The following is a 25,514-nucleotide window of genomic DNA, read 5'->3' on the forward strand; positions in this document are numbered from 1 at the left end:
CGATAACCGAGTGAAACAGGCGAAGCTTAATGATTAGCAAAGCAACTTACGGGTTAAATATAAAAAATAACCCGCAAGATAATAAGAAATGACAAGTTAAGTTTTACGGCTATTAATTTCATTGCCGATAACCACAACCTGATCGCCGGCTAAACGTGAAAAACGGGCTGATTTATCCAAATTAAGTTTGACCTGATCAGCTCCATTTTCTTCTCTAATCACCCCAATCACCAATTCTCCCTGCTGTTCAGCTAATGCAGTAAGCTGTTCAAGTTTTAGCATTTCTTTATCTGTGTAATAGCTAAGTGGATGTAACCTAATTTGAATACCACCGGCCTTCATTAAACTATCAAATAAAATTTGGCTTTGAGGCATTAACGCAACTTGTGACAGCATGTGACTCATAATTAATGGCGTAATAAAAGTGTCCCAGTCTGAATCATCTAAAAAGCTTTCGTTAGACGGGTCACTTAATTCAATTAAAACATGAGGTTGTTTTTGGGCATTGGATAATACTTCATCCAGCACCATAGATCCTACCAATACTCTAGCGTCAGCTTCTTCAGCCGAGTCTAATCTATCACTGTATAACAACATAACTATGTCATAATCTTCAGGTGTAAGCGCTTTCACTTCGCTCTCAACCATATAATCAGCTTCTTGGTAACTCACTATAGTTCGGCTGCTTAAAGCGCCCAATTTTTCAATTTCGGTTTGCCTACGCTCTTTTGCTAAGCTAGATACCAAAGTAACATCAAAACTCTCATCTATATAACTATCCAGCTCAGCAATAATGGCCGGAACACGTCTATTCCAACCTAATAACAGCATTCGCTTAGGTGCAGATTTAACTGTTGGCGCTTTATGGGCGACAGGTTTAACTAATTTATTTTCGGTTAATTTACTTAACTCTGTAACCTGCTCTATTTGCTGAAAGTTTTTACTAATAAACACCAGAATATCGCTGCCGGATAGTTTATGAAATGCAGATTCACCAACCGAAAGCTCAAATACATTAGATTGCATATTAATATAACCAACCAAAATAGCTTGCTGGTGCAGTTGTTTTACATGCATTATTGACATGCCAGAAAACGGCTCTGCCGTTTTAAAATAAAATTGAGCACCATCTGCTGAGGTCATCAAATAACTGTACACTTTGAGTAAACTCGGTACGACTGCGCACTGCGCAATTAAACGGCTAATGGTTTCATCCGTTGCTATGGTACTTAATCCGCCTTGATAAGACTTTCGAGCCAATTTAGCATGGCGGGCATCATCTAATTCAACAACCACTCTGGGTTTTAAACCTGTACTGTCAGCTAATACATCTAATGACAATAAAGATTTAATTGTTTCAACATCTGAGGTTATTGGTGAATCAGATCTTTGATATTGGCTGGGTAAAATAATAGCCGAAGCTCTGGTGCAAGCCGCTCTGTGCAATGCTTCTAACTGAAGCGCTTTGCCGGATCTTAATACCAAACGTTTGCTTAACTTTAACGGCATATTCAGCTCAGCTAATAATTGCTGATGAATAATCGCATTAACCGTTTCGGCCAATAAAATAATGGATAAGTCTTTATCGTGATTTAATTTTTTAAAATAATTTCGGTTATCTTCATTACCCAATAATTCATGAATAATCGGTACAGTCCGGCTGGTTTCGCCCAGTACAACCACATGGTTTTTAACACTCACCGGCGTTAACCCCTGCTCCAGTTTTTCCATAAAAGCAATTAACCAGCGGGTCATAATGGCAACCAAAGTACCCATAAATAAAACATAACCACAAATGGTTAATACAGTAGAAACAATTCGTCGCCATGCACCTTCATCATCACCTAAATATCCAGGGTCAGTTAAGCGTAAAAAAGCCCACCACACGTCTTCCGATAAGGCTCGGCCATCAAAATTAATCGGTGAAATTAACAAACCACCCGCCAGCGATATAAAAGCAATACAAGCTACAATCACAAATAGTTGATAACCCGCGCCTTTTACTAATTGGCGCTCAACAAAATATTTTAATCTATCAATTGGCTGTAAATGGGTAAATTTTAGTGACATAGCTTTTCCCAAAAATAAATTTAGACTGGATATACACGTAATTTTTATATTTAACAAGCAATTAAAGCTTATTTTGCGCTTTAGCTCTGTGATTTAATAATACTAGAACAAATTAAGGCTCATCACCAAAGCATGTTCAGAGCCAATAGGTGATGAATAATACTTTTGACGGATTGCGATTTGATTAAAACCAAGTTGAAAATATAAATTTTGAGCCGCTAAATTAGATTGCCTAACCTCAAGCCAAATCACTGCTGCTTTAATTAAATTAGCTTGTTCAATTAAAGCATTTAATAATAACTTTGCTAATCCCTGCCGGCGATACTGAGTAGCAATACATATATTCATTAAGCTGATTTCACCAACAACATTATCACTGATTAAAAAGCCAATCAGCTGATTTTGCTCGTTAACTAATGCTAAGTTGATATAACGTTGATTTAAGCAAGATTGAAAAACGGCTGCACTCCAAGGATCGGGCTGAGACTCTAACTCAATTGCCAATGCTGGCTCAATATCATCTTGGGTAAAAGGTCTAATCGAAAAAGTCATTAATTTTTGAGAGGCTTTAAGACGTTTTATCAAGTAAAGATAATACAAACAACCAGAAAGCTTTTTTGTCAGTCGCTGTCGCTAAATTAAAAGACTTATTTTCAGCTAAATTTGGATGTGTCGCACTTATTAACTGCTCATTTTGCTCAAATGACCAACTATTATTTAAAGCCCAAGTTTGCAAAGCGGCTAAATCTTGACTATCCAAAGCTGTGATATTTAATTCAACTGATGCATTATTTTGTTCAGTTTCGGCTGATTCATCAACACTAGATTGGCTAGGTAAAATCGCTGCAAGCTGATTAATCATTCGGGTTTTATCGGCAATGGTTTTATCGCGTTCAAGCTGAGATTTTTGCTCGTCCGTTAACTGAACATTGGTTTTATTTGGCTGCTGCTGAGTTTCGGCCTTAACCACAGGTTGCTCATCAGACAAAGTATCTGATGTAACATGAAAGTCTTGATTATGGTTTGACTGATTTAATTCGGACGGTTCAGCTTGAGTGGCAGCATGCATGACAGAATTTGTATCTTGCTCAATTAAATCAGGGCTTTTTACGCTAACAGATTCCGCACTGCTAACACTTGCTGATTGATTATTTTCTGCTGCAATATTTTCAGAGGATGAGTTTTGATCACTCTTAGTAAAATTAGCATCCGTTAAATTAGCTGAGTTTGAATTTGGCGCTAAAGATTCAGGCACATATTCAGAAACTTGCTCGCACGACAATACAGACGTTACCGAATTTGATTTATGCTGAAAAACCGGAATATTAAGTTCAGCCAGAATGGCTTGCTGATATAAACTGAGAGATTGGGTCATTTCAGATTTCTTGTAAAATAAGAAGAGAAATGGCAGGGGTGACAGGACTCGAACCCGTAACCATCGGTTTTGGAGACCGCTGTTCTACCAATTGGAACTACACCCCTAGCGAATTGAGACCGGATTATACAGAGGCTTTTATCTGTGTAAAGCAAATATTTCACTCCTTTTTACTGTTTGCTTATTTTACCCGCAAATAGACCATTTTTCAGTCAAAAATAACTCAATCATTCATTTTTACCACAAATTTTGCAATGTTCATCAGCGATTAAATTAAATTGATGAAAACTCATTTGCCATGCATCAAAACATAATAATTTATTTTGTTGACTGCTTTTCTTGTCCACTAACAATTTAATCGCTTCTAAAGCTTGCATACTGCCGATAATACCTAAAACCGGTGAAACAACACCCGCATTTGAGCAATTTAAATTCTCTTCACTTAAATCCGGATAAACACACTGATAACAAGGTGAACTTTGTTCACTAAAATTAAAGACCATAAGCTGACCCTCACCCCTTATGGCTGCACCAGATACCAGCGCAACTTGCTGTTGCCAGCAAGCCCGGTTAATAAAATAACGGCTAGCGGCATTATCAGTACAATCTAAGACGATATCAGCCGTGTTAATCAAAGCCGAAAAGTCGGCATTTTCGACAGTGTTTTCAATCGTATTCAGTTTAATTTCAGGGTTCAACGCTTGTAACTGATTCGCCGCAGTTTGTACTTTACTGCGCTTTAAGTGATTGGTTTTATATAAAATTTGCCTTTGTAAATTAGAAAGCTCAATATTATCTGCATCAATTAAAGTTAATTCACCTACTCCGCTTGCAGCCAAATACAAAGCAGCCGGACAACCTAAACCGCCGCATCCAACAATAACAACATGCGATTTTTTAAGTTTTAACTGACCAGCTTCGCCAATTTTATCCAACAATAAATGACGACTGTACCTCAACTGCTCTTGCGAACTTAACTGCATTAAATCACCTTATTTTATTAATATATAAACAGATTTGAGATTTAATTTAACTTAATTTAACTTAACTTAACTAACTTACATTGCGAAATTACGAGATAATTGCGCAATTGCTTTTTCGGGTTCATCAGCTTCTGTAATAGCGGTTACTACAGCCACTGAGCCTACTCCAGTTTGCCATACTTTTTCTGCCCGCTCTAAATTAATACCACCAATAGCCACCATAGGAAACGGCTGAGTATTTTGAGCATTTAAACGTAAATAATGATTAAGCCGTTTTATGCCCTGTATTTGTCCGCTCATATCTTTTGTTTTAGTCGGGTAAATCGCACCAACCGCAATATAACTCGGTTTAAGCTGCATCGCAGCTAAAAATTCATATTCACCATGAGTGCTAATACCTAACCTTAAACCGGCTTGTTTAATTAAATTTAAATCAGCACTTTGTACATCTTCTTGCCCCAAATGCACGCCATAAGCGCCATGTTTAACAGCTAATTGCCAATAATCATTAATAAATAATCTAGCCTGATACTGTTTGCCCAGTTCAATCGCGCTAACAATATCTGCTTCCACTTCATCACAAGATTTATTTTTGATTCTTAGCTGCAGTGTTTTGATGCCTTGTTTTAATAAAAACTCAATCCACTCAACCGAGCCAACAACCGGATACAAACCTAAATGTTGAGTATCGCAAGATGCAAAATCATCAGCCCAACTGGTTTGCTCAAAACCATCAATTTGCCAGTCTAATTCATTTGCTAAAGGCGAATTTGGCTGAATAATTTTTGGATATTGTTGTAACTTCAACGGCCATGGCCCCTGCCAAATTGGGCCATAAATGCCATCGAATTCAGCCGAGCGAGTTAAGCCTTGGTTAATATAAGCTTTAGCCACTGTCACCGCATCGCGTAATAAATATCCTTGAGCTAAACAAGCGGCCACAGCGGAAGCAAAAGTACAACCGCTGCCATGACTATGTTCCGTTTCTATTTTGTCTGACGCTAGCCAGTATTGATTAACCCCATTATCGGCTAAATCAACACAATAACGGCCGTCGATATCAATGTGACCACCTTTGACAACAACAGCACCAATCCCCATTTGTTGTAAGCTAGCACTTACATCTAACATACTTTGCCAATTAATAATATAAACGCCGGATAATCTTTGCGCTTCGTCTGCATTTGGGGTTAATACATCCACCAGCGGAAATAACTTTTGTTTAATGATTGGTAAAATATCTTCTTCAACTAAATCGCCACCCGCACTGGCAATCGCAACGGGATCGTAAACTACTATAGGTGGTTGTGGCCAATCCCGCTGGCAACGCATGATCCAGTCAGCAATTAAATCGACTTGTCGTTTATTAGCGAGCAAACCAATTTTAATCACTTTGGCCGGTTTATCCTGATGCAACGCTTTTAATTGGGACCACAAAACGTCTTCATTGACCGCATTAATTTCATCCACACCTAAACTATTTTGTGCGGTATTAGCGGTAATAACAGTGCAAACCTCGCAGTCTAAATTGTGCATGGTTTTTAAATCGGCCTGAATACCAGCACCACCGCTACAGTCAGATCCAGCAATCGTCCAAACTATTGCGCGTTTATTTTCTTCGAGCATGAAATTCTCTAATTTTGTTTATTTATTATTAATGCTTATTCGCAATTTTAAACGATATAACGTTTAGCTTACAGCTGATGCCAAAATGGCATGCCTAATGTTGGTGTACTCGGGTTTGCTGTATCTTTTTCCGGCATTCTTCCGGCAAGGTACCCCTGTCTACCTGCCTCTATCGCAGCTTTAAATGCTCGCGCCATTAAAACCGGATCTTGCGCCTGAGCAATCGCCGAGTTTAATAATACGGCATCATAACCCAATTCTAGCGCCTGAGTCGCATGAGAAGGTAAGCCAATTCCAGCATCCACCACTAAGCTGATATTTGGAAAACGATGACGAATTGCCGATAACGCATACGGATTTAACAGGCCTTTACCTGTGCCAATCGGTGAACCCCAAGGCATTAACACTTCACAACCTAACTCAACTAAATGGCGGCAAATGACTAAATCATCGGTGCAATAAGGCAATACTTTAAAACCGTCATTTAATAAAATTTCGGTTGCTTTAACCAAATCAATCGGGTCGGGTTGCAAATTATATTCATCACCCACTAATTCCAATTTAATCCAGTCGGTTTCAAAAATTTCACGTGACATTTGCGCCAAAGTGACCGCTTCACTAATCGAATGACAGCCTGCAGTATTGGGTAAAATCTTTTTGCCCAGCGACTGAATTTGTTGCCAAAATGCCTGCCCACCGGCCTGCTCTGGCGATTGACGACGAAGAGAAACAGTAACGATTTCAGCATCTGACTGACGAATAGATTCTTGCATAATCGCTGGGGACGGATAAAGCGCACTACCAATTAATAAACGACTGGATAATTCTGTCCCATAAACGTTCCATTTATCTGCCTGATTTTGCATTTTATCCCCCTTGCACTGGTGATAAAATATCAATCATATCACCCTCGTTTAACACAAATGCTTGATGCTGGCTTTTTGGCACAAACTGGCCATTAACAGCTAAAGCAAAAGGCGCAAGCGCACCAAAATCTTCAACTACTTTTAACAACGGCTGAGCTTGTGTTAATTCTATAGCTTGTCCGTTAACTGTAATTTTCATTTATAAAAAACACCTTTAAACCTGACGATAAAGCAAATTAAAATGGTTGTCTGATAATTCACTATACTGATAAAAATAAGTATTTTCTTGTTCACTCACACGGTTAAATAAATTAAGCGCATGCGCTATTACTGCGGGCGCTAATAAATAACCATGCCGATACAAGCCATTAATCCGAATACAGCGATTATCTTGCACAATCGCTGGTTCGTTATCCGGTAACGTTGGCCGCAGCCCCACATCGAGCTGAGTAATTTGAGCTTCAGCAAATCCGGAATGAACACTATAAGCGGCGGATAATAACTCCAGCGCTGAGCGCACAGTCATCGGGTGATCACTTTGAGATTCAATTTCAGTTGCACCAATCACATACTCATGATTTGGCTTAGGCACAATATAAATTGGATATCTTGGATGTAATAACCGTACCGGCCGGTTTAAGTTCACCTCAGGCGCATATACCCGAATAACCTCACCGCGAACACCCCGTAATTGAGTTAAATCCGGTAAAGCACCTAAACCACGGCAGTCAAATATCCAGTCAAAACGCGTTTTATCACCATTTGCCAATACCCAATCCGACTCAATGTTTGCATCATCGGTTGCGACTAAATTCACTTTTGCCTGAATCAACTCTGCAAATAAGGCAAGATATAAAGCACGGTTATCCAATTGAGCTTCATTTTCAAGCCACAACCCTTGATGAAATTTACCCCCAATTTCGGGTTCTAATTCTGCAATTTGTTGCCGGTTAACGGCCTGAATACCAGACTTTAATTTGAGCCTTTGATAAAAACTGGCTAAATCACCTTTATCCTGAGCATGAGCCAAAATTAAGCTACCCGCTTGCTGGTAAAAGACGGTTTGATTCAGTTGGCTAAGCAACTTTGGCCAAAGTTGAACCGACAATTCACCCAACCCAACCACTAAAGGGCTGGCGACTACAGATTCAGCCACCGGCGCTAACATAGCCGCAGCGATTTTACCGGCGCTATATTGCGCCGAGTTAAAATCTTTATCATACAAGGTAATTTGATAATGTTTGGCTAACTGAACGGCTAATAACCGACCAACTAGACCTGCCCCCACAACCGCTATTTTCATTTAGGCTACCACAATAATATCCGAGGAAATTCAAGACAGAAGCAAACCGCCTACCACTCAATACAAAAATGATAAACGGTTTAGTTTAACTTAAATCAGCAGTTGGCTGATTTAAGCTATTTAGCTTGAGTTGATCAGGTTATTTAGCCTGATGATAAATCTCAGAACCTTTTTCTCTGAACTCAGCTGATTTTTCTGCCATGCCTTGGTCAGGATTTAATTGCGGTTCAAGTGCACCTATTTCTATTTTTTTCGCTTCTAAATCAGCCGCATAATCACGAACTTCTTGAGTGATTTTCATTGAGCAGAATTTAGGACCGCACATAGAGCAAAAATGAGCAACCTTGCCAGATTCTTGTGGCAAGGTTTCATCATGATATTCACGGGCACGCTGTGGATCTAAACCAAGATTAAACTGATCATGCCACCTGAATTCAAAACGCGCTTTAGACAGTGCATTGTCGCGAATTTGCGCACCCGGATGTCCTTTGGCTAAATCAGCTGCATGTGCTGCAATTTTGTAGGTAATTAAACCTTCTTTTACGTCTTCTTTATTCGGTAAACCTAAATGCTCTTTTGGTGTTACATAACAAAGCATTGCACAACCATACCAACCAATTTGAGCCGCCCCAATCCCTGAAGTGATATGATCATATCCCGGCGCAATATCTGTAGTTAATGGGCCTAAAGTATAAAATGGCGCTTCATCACAATGTTTTAACTGCTCGGTCATATTTTCGTGGATCATGTGCATAGGTACATGCCCCGGTCCTTCAATCATAACTTGAACATCGTGCTTCCAAGCAATTTTAGTCAGCTCACCCAAAGTTCGTAATTCGCTAAATTGAGCTTCGTCATTTGCATCGGCAATTGAGCCTGGGCGTAAACCATCACCTAAAGAAAACGCAACATCATACTGTTTTAAAATCTCACAAATATCTTCAAAGTGAGTATATAAAAAGTTTTCTTTATGATGTGCTAAACACCATTTCGCCATAATTGAACCACCGCGCGAAACAATACCGGTTAAGCGTTTAGCTGTAAGTGGCACATAACGTAATAGCACCCCGGCATGAATGGTAAAATAATCGACCCCTTGCTCGGCTTGTTCAATTAACGTATCGCGGAAAATTTCCCAAGTTAAATCTTCTGCCACGCCATTTACTTTTTCAAGCGCCTGATAAATTGGCACAGTCCCGATTGGCACTGGCGAATTACGAATAATCCACTCACGGGTTTCATGAATATAACGTCCGGTCGATAAATCCATCACGGTATCACCGCCCCAACGTGTTGACCAAACCAGTTTTTCAACTTCTTCTTCAATAGATGAAGTCACCGCAGAGTTACCAATATTTGCGTTTACTTTAACTAAAAAGTTACGGCCAATAATCATTGGCTCTGATTCAGGGTGATTAATATTATTAGGAATAATCGCACGACCTTCGGCTACTTCCTGACGGACAAATTCAGCGGTGATTTGTTGCGGAATTTTAGCGCCCCACGCTTGCCCTTTATGCTGCTGAGTTAATATCTCGGCTTGAGCACGCTGCATATTTTCACGGATCGCAATATATTCCATCTCAGGGGTAATAATTCCCTGACGGGCATAATGCATTTGCGTCACATTTTTACCCGCTTTTGCCCGGCGAATTTTAGGCAAATGTTCAAACCGAATATGATCTAAACCTTCATCCGCTAATCTTTTCTGGCTAAAGCGTGAAGTCACCGAATCTAAAGATTCGGTATCGCCACGCTGCTCAATCCAGCTTTCGCGTAATTTAGGTAAGCCTTTGTGCACATCAATTGAAATATTAGGGTCGGTATAAGGGCCGGATGTATCGTATACACGGATTGATTCGTTTTTTTCATACTCAGGGTTTTCTTTGGTTCCGCCAACAAATGTGTCAGCTAAACTAATTTCACGCATCCCAACTTTAATGCTTGGGTCTGACCCTTCTATGTAAACTTTTTCTGAATTTGGGTAAGGTTGACCGGTTAAATTATTAATAAATTCCTGAGCGGCAGCCCGGTTTTCTCTTCTGTTGCTAATAGCCATAAAATGCCTTTATCTCTGTGGTTAAAATTTCACTAAAGTAAAGACGGAATGCAAATCTGGACAAGATATAAAAATGCTATACCCAAGTTGATAATCATTAATTATCAACCATTTAACTTTAAAACAGCACGGTTTTGCTTAAATAAAGTTAAATGTATAAACCAAACTATAAAATTCAATTTGCAACAGGCATAACAATACACTGCGTAAATAACACAAAATTGAAGATTATCGAATGGATCTATAGTGGAGAGTATAAAAAGACGTTTACTCTTGTTCCCTACGCTGGTGTTAACCAGATCAGGTTCGACGGATCCCACTTACGCGATCTCAGCCTTACAGGCACTCCGACAAGTTTTCAAAGCTGATTATACTGATTAGAAAAAATTTTAAAACTAAATTTTATTGATCATCTTATTAAAAACAATAACCCATTGAATATTAAACATAAAAAGTTAAACCACCTATATCTTAAAAAACAAGTTATCTAAAATTTATTGACGTTTCATATTCCATTTTTATGCTAACTAAAATCCCCCCAAAGCTTAGCCGGACTTGTAATTCAGGAAATTTAAATCAATAATCAAATCTAAGAATAAGTCGAAATGCAACCAACCTCATAGCCTGTTATATGATTCAAGATTTTGTAAAATATTCAAAAGTACTGATAATTGATGATCAAGCTCTTGCTCAGGCATTCTTAAAACAATCGCTTGAAAAAATTGGCTTTGAAATAATTCAAATTGCTGAAAGTGCTAAACATGCCCTACGTTTAACTGAAGAACGTAGTTTTGATTTAATTATTTGTTCATTTAACCTCAGCCGTGACAGAGATGGGTATCACTTATTTGAAGAACTAAAAAATAAAGGCGCGGTTCGTTTAGATACCACTTTTATTTTTACCAGTGCAGAAACAGACGCAGCTTTAGTTAACAGTGTTATTGAACTACAGCCTGATGATTTTCTAGCAAAACCTTTCACTGCAAGAGAGTTAAGTGAACGACTAGTTAAAGTTTTAAAACGCAAACAAAAACTTAAAAAAGTTTATCAAGCACTTGAAAATAAAGATTTAAATAACGCACTAAAACAACTAGATGACATGCTAGCTAATCCAAAACAAGCAAGTTTATACCCTTTAATAATGCGCCTTAAAGGCGATATTTTATTATTACAAAAAGATTATAGTACTGCCGCAAGATTTTATTTTGACATTATAAATGTGCAAAAATTTACTTGGGCAATGATAGGTTTAGCCAAAGCTTATTTAGGTTTAAATAAAGAAGATGCAGGCAAAGCAATCTTAGATAAATTAGTCAAGAAGCCTGAAACTCGTTTAGCAGCACTCGATTTATTAGCTCAATATTACATTAATCATGATGAATTTGATTTAGCTTACCAGCAATTTAAAGACGCTAAAGCACTATCTCCGCGTAATATCAAGCGACACCAATGTGTGATTAATTTAGCTAGAATGCTACATGACCATGGTGGGCAATATGAAGCCGCAAAAACCATGTTACGGGTCGCAAAACATTCATTACACGATAATGAAGATTTATACCTAACTGTCGCGCGGGCTAGTATAGATTATGCTTTAACACTAACAGAGCAAGAATCAGTCTCTATTGCCAGACAAACGGAAAAATACCTCAATACTTTGCGCCGCGAATTTAATCCATCAGCCGAATCAAAAAACAAAATAGCTATTGTCCAAGCACGCCTGCATTATATTAAAGACGAACAAGATAAAGCCAAGCAACTTATTGAATCTCTGAAATTTGATCAATACGAAGCGAATAATTTTGAAGATTATTTAGACCGAGCTAAAGCGTTTCATGAGCTGGGTTTTCAGGATAAAGCTGTTGGACTGTTAGAAGATATACCTTACACCTTTGAATCTGATGAAGTCGGTGAAAAAATTTTGAACAGATTTATTGCTCAAGAGAAGCAGGAAAAACGAGATATTCCGTTTTCACCAAGACAACTTAATAATATTGCGGTACAACTGTATAATCAAAAACAAATTGAACCCGCAATGCAAGCTTTTGGCGATTCACTAAAATTAATGCCGAAAAATGTGCGGATTGCGCTTAACTTATTACAGGCATTAGTTGAACAAAAACATAAAAATGAATTATCTGATTACCAGGAAACTTTGTATTGGAAATCAATCCAGGTGATTACCGAGCAAAGCCTTGATAATCAGCAACAAACTCGTTATGAAAGCCTAATAGCACGAAGTGAGTTGTATGATAGCCAAAAAAATCAACATACAGCTTAACGGAAAATTTAACTCAAACATCTACAAACTATTACGATTCAATTAACCAATAGTAATACTCTGCCAGTTTTTTGGGGGATGAGGCATTATTGAGTTGACGGGGTTTGCGATTAGATTTATTTTTTAAATAATTAAGTCCTATTTCTGCTATGGATTTATCTGCGTTATGCTCTAACAAGTAATCAAAATGACGATATAGACCACCTTGGCTTATAAATGCAAAACACCCAGTATATTCTTCTTCTACACTCCAACTGTCATAGCCGCCATTAACCTCATCAACCAAACGCTCTCCACTTTTCACATGCTCAATATAAAATCGACCTATCTCTTTAGTCGGCTTAAACTGCCAAAGAACATCTTCGTTACTAAAGTTTTTGGTAAGCCCTATCTGCCCTCTCAGAACAGATAAAAAATGTCCGTTTAATGTTTTAATCATCAAATGTTTTTCACACATAGCTTGAGCTTTAAACATAATTCCCCCGGATCCCTCAAAACATACCATTAAAATTTGAGGTTATTTATTGCTCATCACCCAACCTTATAAGGCTAAGTTCACTCAAGTATAGAATAAAAAATAAGCTACATAAGGGCTTATAAACCAAACGCTTTAAATGACCAACAGCCACTTTAAAGCAGAAAGAACGTAACTAAAAATTCATAAGTAAATAGATACGCTTAAAACATGAATAGTTTAAATTAAGAAGAAAATTGAGGAATATATGTATAACAAAATAGAATATAAAAATTTAAATTTTAGAGGTATATCCGTTAGAGTATTATAAGTGAGTAAAAGTCATTTAAAATAAACCGCTTGTTTTAACTCAAATTAGCCAGCTAAAACAAGCTTTAAAAATAGCCAAAATTAAAATTACAAGCTTAACCAAAAAATAATCGCCACAACCACCCATGGCTCAATTCTTCTTCACAACCTTTTAGCTGAGCACCGTAAATTTCGGCTCGGCGCTGTACTTTAGCCGCTACTTTTTTTAGCCATGCTTTTTTATTGTAGGTTTTTTTACGAAAACCGCCCCAACCTTCATGGTAATTTAAGTATTGATTGTAAGCATCCCACTTAGAGATCTTATTCACTTTATTGGTTTTATAAATAAACCATGCCATAAAGTCGATAGCATCATCAAAGTCATCTCTGTCAGCGCCATAACTGTCGGTTTCACGCATATAATCATCCCAAGTAGGCGTTTTAGCTTGCGAATAACCATACGCGGAGCTGGCACGGCCAATTGGAATAATCCATAAAAAATATTCCATTGGCGGCGCTGCATCATGTTTAAATGAGCTTTCCTGATACATAATTGCCATAGAAACATGAATCGGCGTTCCCCATCTTTCTTCTGCATCTTTCGCATCATCATACCAATCTCTGTGTTCAAAAAAGATTTCACACAAATTATCAGGACGCTGAGGTGGCGGAGTTGCACAACCCGATAGCGATAAAATACAAACTAAAACAGTGAGGATACTTTTTTTCATAACATCTTTATTTAACTGGAAAAATACTGATTCAAAAACGCTGTAAAGTCCACTTTATCATTTTGTTCTACACTTTGCTGACGTTTTATACTGGCTTGACTTTCTTCATTTAAAGCCTGCTCACCAAATTGATAAAAGTCACGTTCAAAACTGGCTTGTCGATACTGTTTAGCCAGTTCTAAACCAAACGCGCCATTATCTAAATTATGTTCCAATAAATAGTTTAGAATTTTAGCCGATGGCGTTAAATCGGAATCATCTACCTTTGCCTGCTGGGCGGCTAGCGCTTGTTGATACAAGTTAGTGCCGGTTTCATTATCAAATAACCTAGCTAATTCCCCCAGCGATTTAATAATATCGCTTGCCCAAGTTTTTAAACTAACCTTAACGCCTTGTTTGTTTAAACTTAATTCAGGTTTACGTCCGTATAAAATCACTTGCTGTAAATTATCGCCAAGTTCAGCTTCATCTTCACACTCAATTTTGGGTGAATCAGTGATTGCACACCAAGTAATAAATAAATCTAAAAATCTAACCTGTTCTTCTGATATGCCAGCGGCAGCAAACGGATCGATATCCAAAGCTCTTAATTCAATATACTGAATACCACCACGCTCCAATGCATCGGTTGGCTTTTCGCCTGACTGAGTCACTCTTTTTGGGCGAACTGGCGAATAATATTCATTTTCTATCTGTAAAACATTTTTATTTAATTGCTGATATTCACCATTTTCACCAGCCGGAATATGTGCAAAATCAGCCGACGGCATTTTAATTGCGCGGCGAAGCCCGGCAATATAATCGTGTAGACAGTTATATCGAATATTTAATGCGGCTTGGGCTTTATTGGTATAGCCTAAATCACTTAATCTAAGCGCGGTAGCATAAGGCAAGTAAAGTGTACCTTTACCTACTTTTTGCATTGGGTATTTAGTTGGTTTGCCATTTAAAAATGAGCTACATAATGCAGGTGATGCCCCAAATAAATAAGCTAACAACCATAAATTACGTTTTAAGTTACGTAATAAAGCTAAATAGCCAGCTGAAATAGCGGCTTGATTAAATTCGGTATTGTGGCTTTCAGCCCACGCTTGCCAAAAACTTTCAGGAAAAGAAAAGTTAAAGTGAACTCCAGAAATCGCCTGCATATAGCTACCGTAACGGTTTTTTAATCCCTGACGGTATAAAGTTTTCATTTTGCCTATATTGGAACAACCATACTTGGCAATTTCAATATCATCTTCACACCCAACAAAACAAGGCATACTCATCGGCCAAAGCAATTCATCTCCTTGCTTCTGATAAGCAAATTTATGTAAATCTAATAATTGTCTAACGCTTTTTTCAACACTTTGCTCAACTGGTGTAATAAACTCTAGCAGGCTTTCAGCATAATCCGTTGTAATAAATTCATGAGTCAAAGCAGAGCCTAAACCTTTAGGATGAGACGTTTTAGCAAGCTTGCCACTCGCTTGAATTCTTAATGCTTCTTTTTCTATGCCTCGGCTAAATTGGCTAAAATATGCAGCAGGTTGGCTTTTCAAAAAGTTAAACAGGTTAGTATTTACATTCACCTAAAAGTTTCCTTATAACATCCGCTAAGCTCTAACAGACCAGCAGTTATTATTTTAAATTGCAATCTTGTCTTATTAACTACAATAATAAAAACAATCAATGCGATGAGTAGCAAAAGTATTGCTAATTTACATGATTTAGACACTAAGTGGATAATTTGAGTTTAACTCGTATTTTAAGGCGAATTAGCGCTATACTCAAATCACAAAAAACCAAATAACCAATAAGAATCATAGGAATAAATCACAGATGTTGCTCGGGGCAAAATGGAAACTTGTAATTAAAATAATTATTTTTATTAGCATTATTTTGTTTGTGGCCTGCCTGCCGTTTATCATTCAATCGGCCAATTCAACATTAACAAAGCAAATTAATAGTCAACTTGAACGCCAACAACAAAAACTTTTGACTCAAACTAAAAATATTACTCAAAATTTAAATTATTTAATTCAACAACCAACCACTCGGGCCATTATCCAATCTCCTTACAATGATGCTTCAGTTGCTCAATTTCAAGCTATCGCCGAAGTTTTTCAAGCTCAATATCCAAAAAACTTTATTGACCTTGTTTTAGTTGATAAAAAACAACCCATTATCAGCTTTTTAAATTCCAGCTCATTACAATTTTCAGCTCTCGATGATAATCATTTTATTGAAATTCAAACAAGCCAGATATTAATCAGTTCAAAAGTACAACCTGACACAACCTATTTATATTTAGTACTCAATAAACAATGGCTGGATAATTATTTAAAGGACGGTATTTACCTATTTAATCAACAACACGACCAAATTTACCCACCTAACTTAAAATACCCAATGCAACCTGAAATTAAACTTGCATTATTCAATGACGAACTAAATGGTTGGTATTTTGCTGCCAGTCCAGACCTAATTGAAGCCTATGAGGAGTTGTTAATCCATACTGAGACGATTCAATCTATCATTTTAGTATTTGCAACTTTTATTCTGATTCTTTTGTATTGTGTATTCCGATATTTTATTGCAATTAAGCAAGTTACCAAGCATGCACTCATTCTGACAAAAAGCGAGTTTACTAATTCATTACCAGAATTAAACTCCGGTCCAAAAAACTTACCGGCAAGCTTAACGGTTTTAAATAAAACACTTTATTTTATCGCCAAGCGTCTAGCCAGAAAAAAACACTTAATAGATAATCAGAAACAACAAATCGATAGAGCACAAAATATTGCTAAAATAGGAACGTTCGAGCTACATTGTAATACCCTCAAACTATACTGTACTGATGCTTTACTCGATATTCTTGAATTGACAGACAAACCTCAAATTCAAGAGCTATTCAGTAAACTTGAACCTACTTATGCCAGCTTTGCAACTGATGCTTTAAATAAACTCATCACAGCTAAAACCAATTCCGCTACAGAATTTTTCGATTGTGTTTTTTTAACTCAAAACAATCAAAAAAAGTATTTATATATTCGTTTAGAAAAATTACCGAATGATCCAAATATTATTTTAGGTTGTTTTAATGATATTACGGACTTAAAACAAACCCAGCAAAGCTTAGCCTTGAGTTTAGAGCGTTTAGCTTATGCTCAAGAAGCAACCAATGATGGCTTATGGGATTGGGATATTCCAAATAATCAAGTCTATTTAAGCCCTAGATGGTGTGAAATGCTTGGTTATAAAGAAAATGAAGTCAGTAATGAATTAGCCAGTGTTCAAGCTATGGTTTATGAACCAGATATGGCAGAGCTGCGTCAGCTATTAGAATTTATTATGAATGGAGAACGTTCTGAGTTTATTGAAGAGTTCAGAATGAAACACAAAAGTGGAAATTTTATTTGGGTTCTTAGCCGAGCAAAAGTAGTTTCTTATGATATCCATGGTGCACCACTTAGAATAATTGGTTCAAATACAGATATAACCAAACGTAAGCTTACAGAGCAAAAACTCAGACAACTTAATGAAGACCTAGAGCAAAGAGTAGACAAACGTACAGAGCAGCTAAAACAAAGTAATACAGCTTTAATACTCGAAAAAGATAAAGCGGAGGAAGCAAACCGCATAAAAAGTGAATTTTTAGCGAATATGAGCCATGAGATCAGAACACCACTCAATGCAATTATAGGACTCACTAATGTATTAAATAAGTCAAATTTAACTGACGAGCAGCAGAAACACTTAACTCATGTCACAACAGCATCACATAACTTATTAAATATTATTAATGACATTTTAGATTTTTCAAAAATTGAAGCCGGTAAGTTAAAGTTAGAACGGATTCAATTTAATCTTGCAGAAATAATTAATAATATTAGTAATATGTTTGCGCAAAAGGCCCAGCAAAATGGACTTGAGTATATAGTAAATATTGAGCCAAATGTGCCCTACTCCTTGATTGGTGATCCTCACAGGCTAAACCAGATTTTGATTAATTTAATTGGGAACGCAATTAAATTTACAGAATACGGTCAAATAGAATTGTACGTCAAAATAGCTAGCTGTAGTGATCATAATGTCCGATTAAAATTTACCATTAAAGATACAGGAATAGGTTTAACAAAAGAGCAAATTAATTTGTTATTCAAATCTTTTACTCAAGCAGATAATTCAACTTCTCGTAAATATGGCGGTACTGGTTTGGGTCTAACTATTTGTCGCCAGTTATGTCAATTAATGCAAGGTGAGATAAAGGTTGAAAGTGAAAAAGGTCAAGGTTCCAGTTTTATTTTCGAGTTACCTTTTAACCTAAATAACATCTTACAGCCAATGTTTTTTGCAGAACATTTAATTGATAATCAAGCACCGGTTCTTATTCTTGAATCCAATCCACAACTAGCTGAAATTTATCAAGATAATTTACGCACTTTTTCGTATCCGGCTCTATGTTTTGATCAATTTGAAATTTTATATCAATATTGCCAATCACAACCAACACATCGGTTTAAGTTAATCCTAATTAGTTGGGATATTTTATCTGATTCACCTGAAAACTTATTTAAATTAACGGCTTTATCAAACTGTAAAGATGCACAACTGGTTATGCTAGTAACACAGCATACAAAGCCAGATATACACCTCCCAGAACAAACTATTATTCAGCCTAAACCACTTCACATTTGGGATTTATTTAAATTACTTAAAGTAACTGTAGGTGAAACTCAAGTAGATAACTCAAGTTCATTCACCCCAACAGATTTAAGCTACAGTAACCAATTTAAAAATGTGCGAATTTTGGTGGCAGAAGATAATGAAATCAATCAGGAGGTAGCCAAAGCAATTCTGGAACATCATGGAATTGATGTTACTTTAGCTAAACATGGAAAAGAAGCTATTCAAAAATTAACTGAGAGTAGCTTTGACTTAATATTAATGGATATACAAATGCCAGAGATGGACGGATATCAAGCAACTGAAATTATTAGAACAATGCCTGAGTTTGAAAATTTGCCAATTATTGCGATGACAGCTAATGTGATGTCTCAAGATATAGAAAAATGTATTGAACATGGCATGAATGGTCATGTAGGTAAACCAATAGATGAAGAAAACTTACTCACCACTTTAGCAACATGGTTAGGGCAAGAGTTGCTCTGTCCAGCCTTTAAAACCCAATTGGCTCCAGAGAAAAATGTCCCTCTAAAATCTCAATTTATTAATGAAAAATATGCATTAGCCCAAGTATCAGGTAATGTAGATTTATTGCACAAGTTGCAGAAAAAGTTTATTCAAGATTTTAAATCCTATGATATTCAGCTAAAGAATGACATTCAAAACCAACAAATAGACCATGCTAAAAAGCGTATTCATACTCTGAAAGGTGTCTGTGGCAATTTAGGCTTAGATAAACTTCATTCAATGTGTAAGTTATTGGAAACAGAGCTAAAGCAACCAAACTATGCTCAATTAAAATCCTTAACTGATGAGTTTACTCAAGTGTTAGAACAAACCTTAAATGCTTTAATAAAAATTCAGCCCGCTAGTTCAATCAATACAATAAAGAGTCAGGAAATCAATCAAGATCATATTGTACAACAATTAAATCACATCAAAAGCTTACTTGAAAAAGACGAATTTATAGACCCAACAAACTTACAGTCTCTTGCCGGTTTAACCCACTCAGAACTTGCTTCTGAATATAAAAAGTTGATTGACTCTATTGAACATTTTGACCACCCAAAATCCTTAAAAATCGTCCAGGTATTGCTTAATCAATATGAATTAAACCAAGAAAAGACATAATAAATTCGACTCATATCCTGAATCTTGTTAGAATTTGCGCCAAACCATGGGGTGTTCATAATTTAACGCATATCCAAAAGTTAAATTAAGGACTGAGAGGCGAACGCTAACCCATTGTACCTGTTCAGGTAATGCTGACGTAGGGATGGTGTTTATGGATATCTCTGCGTTATAAAATTTTCACAACACAGAGAGCGCAATGAACCATAAATTATCTTGTCTTACACTCGCTTTAATCTCAAGCTGCTCATTATTTTCAAACTCAGTTTTAGCGCAGCAAGCAACATCGTCAAATACTCAAGCCGAAACCGAAGTTATCAAAGTAAAAGGTGACTTTAGAGAAAGCTCAATTCAGTCCAGCGCAATTGCCGTTAGTGTAATTGGTGCAGAAACCATTGAAAGAAACTCAGCTAATCATTTAGAAGCCATTTTATCTTCGGCAGCTAATTTAAATTACGCCGGCGGTACATCACGCGCCCGTTTTTTCCAAATTCGAGGGATTGGTGCACAAAGCGAATATGACTCGCCAACCAATTACCCAGTTGGTTTGTATATTGACGGAGTGGATTATAGCGCTGTAGGCAGTGCAGCAACTTTATTTGATATTGAGCAAGTAGAAGTTTTTCGTGGTCCACAAAGCTCGCGTTTTGGCGCTAGCGCTTTAGCGGGTTTGATTTTTCTGCAAAGTGCTCAACCCACAGAGCAAGCATCCGGCCGAGTTAAATTAGGCGTTGGCAATTATGGCACTCAAGAGTTAGGCGTAGCTTATAGTGACGGATTAACCGATACCACCAGTTTCAGGGTATCTGCTCACCAATATTTAAGTGATGGTTTTATCGAAAATACTTATTTAGAGCGCGATGATACCAACAACAGAGACGAATTAACCTTACGTGGTAAGTTACGTTTTCAGCCGAATCAGGATGTACTTTGGGATTTTAATGCCACTCATATCAAAATTGATAATGGCTACGATGCGTTTAGTTTAGATAACACTCGCGAAACTTTATCGGATCAACCGGGTAAAGATAAACAAACCACAACTGGGTTAAGCAGCCAGTTAAAAATAAAACTGAATGAACAAGCGTCATTTGAATCGATTCAAACTTTTGCCACTTCTGAAACTGATTATGGGTTTGATGAAGATTGGACTTATGTTGGGATTGCGCCGGGCTGGGAATATTCAACCACCGACAGAAATCAACATGACAAAAAAAATTACAGTACAGAATTTAGGTTTTTATCTGAGCCTCAAGGCCGTATCTTTAACCAATCAACTGACTGGATTGTCGGCGTTTATTGGCAAAAAACACAAGATGAATATCAGCGCACCCACACAAATTCAGATTACAATTTAAGTTCTGATTTTGATAATAACAAACAGGCGATTTTTGCCCAGCTCGATAGCCAGTTAACTGAAAAGTTAAGTTTAACCACAGGGTTAAGATACGAGCACCATAAAATGGATTATCAAAACTCTAACGGAATCGATTTAAGCCCAAGTTATAACTTATTTGGCGGTAAAATCAGCTTAAATTATCAAGTGTCTAATGACTTATTCTGGTATGGCTCAATCAATAAAGGGTATATGAATGGTGGCGTGAATTCTGACGGCACTTTGCCGGATGATGCCCGTCATTATGATCCTGAATATGTCTGGAATTATGAATCCGGCGTTAAATATCAAAATGCAGGTTTCACCGCTAATTTAGCTGCGTTTTATATGCAGCGCAAAGATATTCAACTGAAAAAGGACTTTATTATTTATGCTCAAGATGGCCGTGTAGAGCAGTTTATTCCTTATATTCGTAACGCAACTGATGGTACCTCTCAGGGGATAGAGCTGGATTTAAGTTATCTAATCAGCTCATCCATTCAAACTTATGCCAGCTTGGGTTATTTAAAAGCTGAGTTTGATACTTATCAGGATGAATCCGGTAGTGAAACTTACCCCGCCCGAGAAGTCTCTCAATCACCTAGTTACACTTATAACTTAGGGTTTAATGTTAACCTGACTGATAACTTTTGGTGGAATATCGAAGCCGAAGGCAAAGATGAGTTTTATTTCTCTGACGATCATAACCTTAAATCAAAACGCTACAATTTAGTTAATACTAGCTTTAATTATCAACTGCATGACGTGTTAATTAAATTATGGGCGCGTAACTTATTTGATCAGGACCACTATATCCAAGGTTTTGATTTTGGCGAATATGGTAATGACCCGCGTAAAGAATATGCGCCAGAGCCTTATTTCCAATACGGCGCGCCTAAGCAGTTTGGGATCACCGCCGAATATCAATTTTAAAAATAATATCTAGGCCGGATAATTTATCCGGCCTAGTCACTCAATTTTAACGCTACATTGAATTCAGGAAATATTATGCAGTTATCTGTTGAAATCAGTTTATACCCGCTTCAGTTTGAAGATTTTGAAAGTGAAGTTTGGGAGTTTATTAAACGCATTCGCACCTACTCTGAGCTTCGTATTGTTACCAACGGCATGAGTAGCCAGATTTTTGGTGAATACGATGCTGTTATGGCTTGTTTAAATAAAGAGTTAAAAATCACTTTTGAGCGAACAGGCACACAAATATTTGTTTGTAAATTTTTAGCCGGTGACAGGTCAAGTGTGAATGAATGATATTTTAGCCGAGCTTTCAGTTATCACAACATGGGAAGCCATCGCCCTTATTTTTAGTCTGGCGTATGTCATTTTTGCAGCTAAAGGTTTTATTTGGTGCTGGCCGGTTGCGTTTATTGCCAGTGCTATTTATTGCTCCATTTTTTACAGCGCGCACTTGTTAATGGACAGCCTGCTGCAAGTATATTACATGGCAATGGCAATTTATGGCTGGTTTAGCTGGAAGCTTAGCTGGAATAAAAAAGATCAGCATGTTAACTACACAAGCTGGCCACTTAATCATCACTTAATCACCATTTTAATTTTTACGCTGCTCAGCCTTGGTTTAGGGTACTTTATGGAAAACTATACCAATGCCGATTTTGCGATGTTAGATACGTTCACCACTGTATTTAGCATTTATGCCACCTATTTATTGGCAGAGCGTGTTGTGCAAAGCTGGTTATATTGGGTTGTGATAGATGCGACCTCGATTTATATTTATCTCAACAAGTCTTTGTTTGTCACTGCATTTTTATTTGTTTGTTATACTGTTTTGGCTATTTGGGCTTATTATCAGTGGCGCAAACATTATTACACAGAGCAAAGTAAAACGGATACTGAGCTATTGTTAGAAAGCGAGTAAATCCGCCAGTGCATCCATATTTTAATCAGCAGGAATTAGACTGGCTCAAAGCCCAGTTGGGGGACTTATTATCTGTCTCCCCCATTTTAAACAGCCATACTAATCAATGTTTTGAAGTGCGTTTTATTCCACAACCAGCACTTGCCCACAAACAGCCAAATACCGTTTTGGTTAAAAAGTTAAATACTAAAATACTATCGCCACAAAGCATACTCAATGAGCGTGCTGCCCGCCGCTGGGTGCAGCAATATAAAAGCCATTTAACCCCAACTACACTGGCGGAAAATGAGCAATTAGGTTTAATTGTAGATAGCTTTATCGAGCAAATACCACAACATAATAAAGCCCAACAAATTAATCAGTTAGCGAAACTTATGTTTGCGCTGCATCAACTGCCAAAACCAGAAACACCCGCAATCCTTAAACAACAAATTTATACTGATATTAAAAACTTACTAATTGAGCTTAATTTAAACCCCGATAAATATGGCGACTTACTCCAAGCCGCCTACAAGTTGGATCAACAAAATCGCCAACTTTGTTTATGCCACGGTGATTTATCGTTTGAGAATATTTTATTTGCAGAACAACATTATTTAATTGACTGGGAGTATGCTCGCCTTGGTGAACCTGAGTATGATCTAGCTGCCAGTATTTTAATTAATCAATTCAGTGAAACCGAACAGCAAAGCCTGTTAAATTGTTATGCCAAACTCGCTCATCAGGATTTAACTGAGCTGTCGCAACATACCCAAAATTATTTAATGGTTTTAAAACCATTAAACCAACTTTGGTTTAACCATAAACATCAGTTACAATAACCACCAAATTTATATTAACCGGATATTTATAAATGAAAGCTTGTGGTGTTGAATTAAAAGGCAGCGAAGCCATTATTTGTTTATTGTCATTAGATTCAGGCTTATTTGGTGTGCCTGATTGCAGAGCACAAAAGTTTGTTTTAAAAGGCAATTCACAACAAGATATAAAAGACTTTCAATTTGCATTTCAAAAACTAATGCAAGACTACAAAATTGAGCATGTGGTGATTAAAGAGCGCCCTACCCGTGGTAAATTTTCAGGTAGCGCAGCGGGCTTTAAAATGGAAGCCGCAATTCAGTTAATAGATACGCTGGAAGTTAGCTTACAGCTTGGTACAGCAGAAAAAGCTTGTATAAAACGTAACCCGATTCCGGTTGAGTTTAAAGATACTGGCCTAAAAATGTTCCAGCAAAGCGCTTTTGAAACTGCGTATGCATATTTAACCAATATGCATTTTGGTGTTGAAGACGAAGAAGAAATTAACCCAATTTATAAAGACTAACTCTATCGATAACTGCTTTCTGCGTTATCCTATCTTCTGAATTATTCAGTTGTTCGCGGAATGGCGAATAAAAACTCGTCATTCCGTACAGTGAGTAACAAACGTATAGCAAAATCTAGCGCCTAAACAAATTAACCTAAGCTATGGTTTTTCCATTCTAATGACAACACGGCGGTTTTTACTACGTTCGATCACATTTTGGTTAGAAGCGATATGACGTTTTTCCCCATAACCTTCAATCTCAATTCTGTCTTTATCTACCCCGTTATCGACAAAAAATTGCTGAATCGCACCCGCTCTTTTTTCAGATAATTGTTGGTTCGGCCAGCGTCCACCATAACTATCGGTGTAAGCATCCACTAAAACTAAGTCTAAATCAGCATCCTGTTTTAAATACTCAGCAATCATAGCCAAACGTTTTTTTGAGGCTTTACTTAATTCAGATGAATTTTTTTGATAAGTTAAAACGGTTAATGAAATATCCTCAAACGCATACGGTAATAAATTATCTATGCATTGCAAAAATTGATCATACGCATGATGAAAATTAGCCGCACTTAACCCCACTAAAATACTGTCAAAATCACTATACCAATCCTGATAATAAAAAGTCGGTGTCATTCCTTTTTCTAATTCTGTTAATAAGGTCCAGGCGGGCTTTTGAGTGAGTTCACCATCAAATTGTTTTAATAATTTCATTTCACTTACCGATTTACTGGGTATACCCGGTTTATAACTCGGCGGTACCGAACTAACTTTAGCAAAACTATAATTGTCTGGCAGCCTGAGCATATCTAAAGTGAAATTTAAATTAAGAGAACGACTCGCCTGACTCGAAAAAACAGCTTTTCCATACCTTGGAATTTGGTGCACCAACTGACACTCTAATCTATTTTGATTAGACGCCTGCCAGTTTGAGTCATCTAAACTCGCCTGATATTGCCGCACATCGGCAAAAGTTTGACTCGATAATAAATAAACACCACCCAATAAACAGGATAACTTTTTCATGCGTGTACGCCTCACGACAAAGAATTGACACTAATCACGTGAATTCCGGTT

At 37.2% G+C, this 25,514-nt stretch carries 20 protein-coding genes, 1 tRNA gene and 2 riboswitches; of the genes, 7 read left to right on the plus strand and 14 right to left on the minus strand.

Features of this window, described 5'->3' with window-relative positions; all coding sequences use genetic code 11:
* Nucleotides 1-96 precede the first annotated feature (96 nt).
* From N7931_RS05035 to thiC, 10 genes are all read right to left on the minus strand, one after another.
* Nucleotides 97-2,070, minus strand: a complete 1,974-nt coding sequence (locus N7931_RS05035) for a CASTOR/POLLUX-related putative ion channel (protein ID WP_262792390.1) — start codon at nucleotides 2,068-2,070, stop codon at nucleotides 97-99.
* Nucleotides 2,071-2,172: 102 nt separating this feature from the next.
* The gene (gene rimI / locus N7931_RS05040; RefSeq protein ID WP_262792392.1) at nucleotides 2,173-2,622 is read right to left on the minus strand and encodes a ribosomal protein S18-alanine N-acetyltransferase; all 450 of its coding nucleotides are present in this window, start codon (nucleotides 2,620-2,622) and stop codon (nucleotides 2,173-2,175) included.
* Between the two features lie 16 nt (nucleotides 2,623-2,638).
* Entirely contained in the window at nucleotides 2,639-3,445 is an 807-nt protein-coding gene (locus N7931_RS05045; protein WP_262792394.1) for a hypothetical protein, read from the minus strand.
* A gap of 30 nt (nucleotides 3,446-3,475) precedes the next feature.
* A tRNA-Trp gene (locus N7931_RS05050) sits at nucleotides 3,476-3,552 on the minus strand.
* 120 nt (nucleotides 3,553-3,672) lie between these two features.
* Nucleotides 3,673-4,428 carry a HesA/MoeB/ThiF family protein gene (locus N7931_RS05055; RefSeq protein WP_262792395.1) on the minus strand — a complete coding sequence of 252 codons (756 nt, stop codon included), beginning with the start codon at nucleotides 4,426-4,428 and terminating at the stop codon, nucleotides 3,673-3,675.
* 75 nt (nucleotides 4,429-4,503) lie between these two features.
* Nucleotides 4,504-6,054, minus strand: a complete 1,551-nt coding sequence (gene thiE, locus N7931_RS05060; protein ID WP_262792397.1) for a thiamine phosphate synthase — start codon at nucleotides 6,052-6,054, stop codon at nucleotides 4,504-4,506.
* A gap of 68 nt (nucleotides 6,055-6,122) precedes the next feature.
* Entirely contained in the window at nucleotides 6,123-6,920 is a 798-nt protein-coding gene (locus N7931_RS05065) for a thiazole synthase (protein ID WP_262792399.1), read from the minus strand.
* A 1-nt stretch (nucleotide 6,921) separates the two neighbouring features.
* A complete protein-coding gene (thiS, locus tag N7931_RS05070) occupies nucleotides 6,922-7,119 on the minus strand; it encodes a sulfur carrier protein ThiS (protein WP_262792401.1) in 198 nt (65 codons plus the stop codon).
* A gap of 15 nt (nucleotides 7,120-7,134) precedes the next feature.
* A complete protein-coding gene (locus N7931_RS05075; protein WP_262792402.1) occupies nucleotides 7,135-8,223 on the minus strand; it encodes an FAD-dependent oxidoreductase in 1,089 nt (362 codons plus the stop codon).
* Nucleotides 8,224-8,362: 139 nt separating this feature from the next.
* On the minus strand, nucleotides 8,363-10,282 hold the full coding sequence (gene thiC / locus N7931_RS05080; protein WP_262792404.1) for a phosphomethylpyrimidine synthase ThiC: 1,920 nt from the start codon (nucleotides 10,280-10,282) through the stop codon (nucleotides 8,363-8,365).
* 260 nt (nucleotides 10,283-10,542) lie between these two features.
* Nucleotides 10,543-10,642, minus strand: a riboswitch (TPP riboswitch).
* Between the two features lie 271 nt (nucleotides 10,643-10,913).
* On the opposite strand from thiC, the gene N7931_RS05085 reads away from it, so the two are divergent.
* On the plus strand, nucleotides 10,914-12,563 hold the full coding sequence (locus N7931_RS05085; RefSeq protein WP_262792405.1) for a response regulator: 1,650 nt from the start codon (nucleotides 10,914-10,916) through the stop codon (nucleotides 12,561-12,563).
* Nucleotides 12,564-12,594: 31 nt separating this feature from the next.
* Here N7931_RS05085 and N7931_RS05090 read toward each other — a convergent pair whose 3' ends face one another.
* The 3 genes from N7931_RS05090 to gshA form a co-directional block, all read right to left on the minus strand.
* Nucleotides 12,595-13,038: a hypothetical protein gene (locus N7931_RS05090; protein WP_262792406.1), complete on the minus strand. Its 444-nt coding sequence runs from the start codon at nucleotides 13,036-13,038 to the stop codon at nucleotides 12,595-12,597.
* A 404-nt stretch (nucleotides 13,039-13,442) separates the two neighbouring features.
* On the minus strand, nucleotides 13,443-14,057 hold the full coding sequence (locus N7931_RS05095) for a hypothetical protein (RefSeq protein ID WP_262792407.1): 615 nt from the start codon (nucleotides 14,055-14,057) through the stop codon (nucleotides 13,443-13,445).
* A gap of 11 nt (nucleotides 14,058-14,068) precedes the next feature.
* On the minus strand, nucleotides 14,069-15,631 hold the full coding sequence (gshA, locus tag N7931_RS05100) for a glutamate--cysteine ligase (protein WP_262792408.1): 1,563 nt from the start codon (nucleotides 15,629-15,631) through the stop codon (nucleotides 14,069-14,071).
* Nucleotides 15,632-15,947: 316 nt separating this feature from the next.
* Here gshA and N7931_RS05105 point away from each other — a divergent pair, with 316 nt between their 5' ends.
* The 6 genes from N7931_RS05105 (at nucleotide 15,948) to N7931_RS05130 (ending at nucleotide 24,452) form a co-directional block, all read left to right on the plus strand.
* Complete coding sequence (locus N7931_RS05105; RefSeq protein WP_262792409.1) at nucleotides 15,948-19,859, plus strand: PAS domain-containing hybrid sensor histidine kinase/response regulator; 3,912 nt, start codon at nucleotides 15,948-15,950, stop codon at nucleotides 19,857-19,859.
* Between the two features lie 37 nt (nucleotides 19,860-19,896).
* A riboswitch (TPP riboswitch) is annotated at nucleotides 19,897-20,022 on the plus strand.
* A 36-nt stretch (nucleotides 20,023-20,058) separates the two neighbouring features.
* The gene (locus N7931_RS05110) at nucleotides 20,059-22,167 is read left to right on the plus strand and encodes a TonB-dependent receptor (RefSeq protein WP_262792410.1); all 2,109 of its coding nucleotides are present in this window, start codon (nucleotides 20,059-20,061) and stop codon (nucleotides 22,165-22,167) included.
* Nucleotides 22,168-22,242: 75 nt separating this feature from the next.
* Nucleotides 22,243-22,503 (plus strand): hypothetical protein, encoded by a 261-nt coding sequence (locus N7931_RS05115; protein WP_262792411.1) that lies wholly within the window; start codon nucleotides 22,243-22,245, stop codon nucleotides 22,501-22,503.
* Complete coding sequence (gene pnuC / locus N7931_RS05120; RefSeq protein ID WP_262792413.1) at nucleotides 22,496-23,128, plus strand: nicotinamide riboside transporter PnuC; 633 nt, start codon at nucleotides 22,496-22,498, stop codon at nucleotides 23,126-23,128. Before N7931_RS05115 ends, pnuC begins: the two co-directional genes overlap by 8 nt.
* Nucleotides 23,129-23,136: 8 nt before the next feature.
* Complete coding sequence (locus N7931_RS05125) at nucleotides 23,137-23,949, plus strand: phosphotransferase family protein (protein WP_262792414.1); 813 nt, start codon at nucleotides 23,137-23,139, stop codon at nucleotides 23,947-23,949.
* Between the two features lie 32 nt (nucleotides 23,950-23,981).
* Nucleotides 23,982-24,452, plus strand: a complete 471-nt coding sequence (locus N7931_RS05130) for a DUF3010 family protein (protein ID WP_262792415.1) — start codon at nucleotides 23,982-23,984, stop codon at nucleotides 24,450-24,452.
* 141 nt (nucleotides 24,453-24,593) lie between these two features.
* Here the strand turns inward: N7931_RS05130 and N7931_RS05135 are convergent, their stop codons facing one another.
* Nucleotides 24,594-25,463 carry a flagellar protein MotY gene (locus N7931_RS05135; RefSeq protein ID WP_262792416.1) on the minus strand — a complete coding sequence of 290 codons (870 nt, stop codon included), beginning with the start codon at nucleotides 25,461-25,463 and terminating at the stop codon, nucleotides 24,594-24,596.
* Nucleotides 25,464-25,514: the final 51 nt, after the last annotated feature.

Source organism: Catenovulum sp. 2E275 (assembly GCF_025515275.1).
GTDB lineage: Bacteria > Pseudomonadota > Gammaproteobacteria > Enterobacterales > Alteromonadaceae > Catenovulum.

Bases quoted from the DNA above. Each gene is read 5' to 3' on its own strand.
- N7931_RS05035 (WP_262792390.1), bottom strand. From the start codon at position 2,070: ATGTCACTAAAATTTACCCATTTACAGCCAATTGATAGATTAAAATAT.
- rimI (WP_262792392.1), bottom strand. From the start codon at position 2,622: ATGACTTTTTCGATTAGACCTTTTACCCAAGATGATATTGAGCCAGCA.
- N7931_RS05045 (WP_262792394.1), bottom strand. From the start codon at position 3,445: ATGACCCAATCTCTCAGTTTATATCAGCAAGCCATTCTGGCTGAACTT.
- N7931_RS05055 (WP_262792395.1), bottom strand. From the start codon at position 4,428: ATGCAGTTAAGTTCGCAAGAGCAGTTGAGGTACAGTCGTCATTTATTG.
- thiE (WP_262792397.1), bottom strand. From the start codon at position 6,054: ATGCTCGAAGAAAATAAACGCGCAATAGTTTGGACGATTGCTGGATCT.
- N7931_RS05065 (WP_262792399.1), bottom strand. From the start codon at position 6,920: ATGCAAAATCAGGCAGATAAATGGAACGTTTATGGGACAGAATTATCC.
- thiS (WP_262792401.1), bottom strand. From the start codon at position 7,119: ATGAAAATTACAGTTAACGGACAAGCTATAGAATTAACACAAGCTCAG.
- N7931_RS05075 (WP_262792402.1), bottom strand. From the start codon at position 8,223: ATGAAAATAGCGGTTGTGGGGGCAGGTCTAGTTGGTCGGTTATTAGCC.
- thiC (WP_262792404.1), bottom strand. From the start codon at position 10,282: ATGGCTATTAGCAACAGAAGAGAAAACCGGGCTGCCGCTCAGGAATTT.
- N7931_RS05085 (WP_262792405.1), top strand. From the start codon at position 10,914: ATGATTCAAGATTTTGTAAAATATTCAAAAGTACTGATAATTGATGAT.
- N7931_RS05090 (WP_262792406.1), bottom strand. From the start codon at position 13,038: ATGTTTAAAGCTCAAGCTATGTGTGAAAAACATTTGATGATTAAAACA.
- N7931_RS05095 (WP_262792407.1), bottom strand. From the start codon at position 14,057: ATGAAAAAAAGTATCCTCACTGTTTTAGTTTGTATTTTATCGCTATCG.
- N7931_RS05110 (WP_262792410.1), top strand. From the start codon at position 20,059: ATGAACCATAAATTATCTTGTCTTACACTCGCTTTAATCTCAAGCTGC.
- N7931_RS05115 (WP_262792411.1), top strand. From the start codon at position 22,243: ATGCAGTTATCTGTTGAAATCAGTTTATACCCGCTTCAGTTTGAAGAT.
- pnuC (WP_262792413.1), top strand. From the start codon at position 22,496: ATGAATGATATTTTAGCCGAGCTTTCAGTTATCACAACATGGGAAGCC.
- N7931_RS05130 (WP_262792415.1), top strand. From the start codon at position 23,982: ATGAAAGCTTGTGGTGTTGAATTAAAAGGCAGCGAAGCCATTATTTGT.
- N7931_RS05135 (WP_262792416.1), bottom strand. From the start codon at position 25,463: ATGAAAAAGTTATCCTGTTTATTGGGTGGTGTTTATTTATTATCGAGT.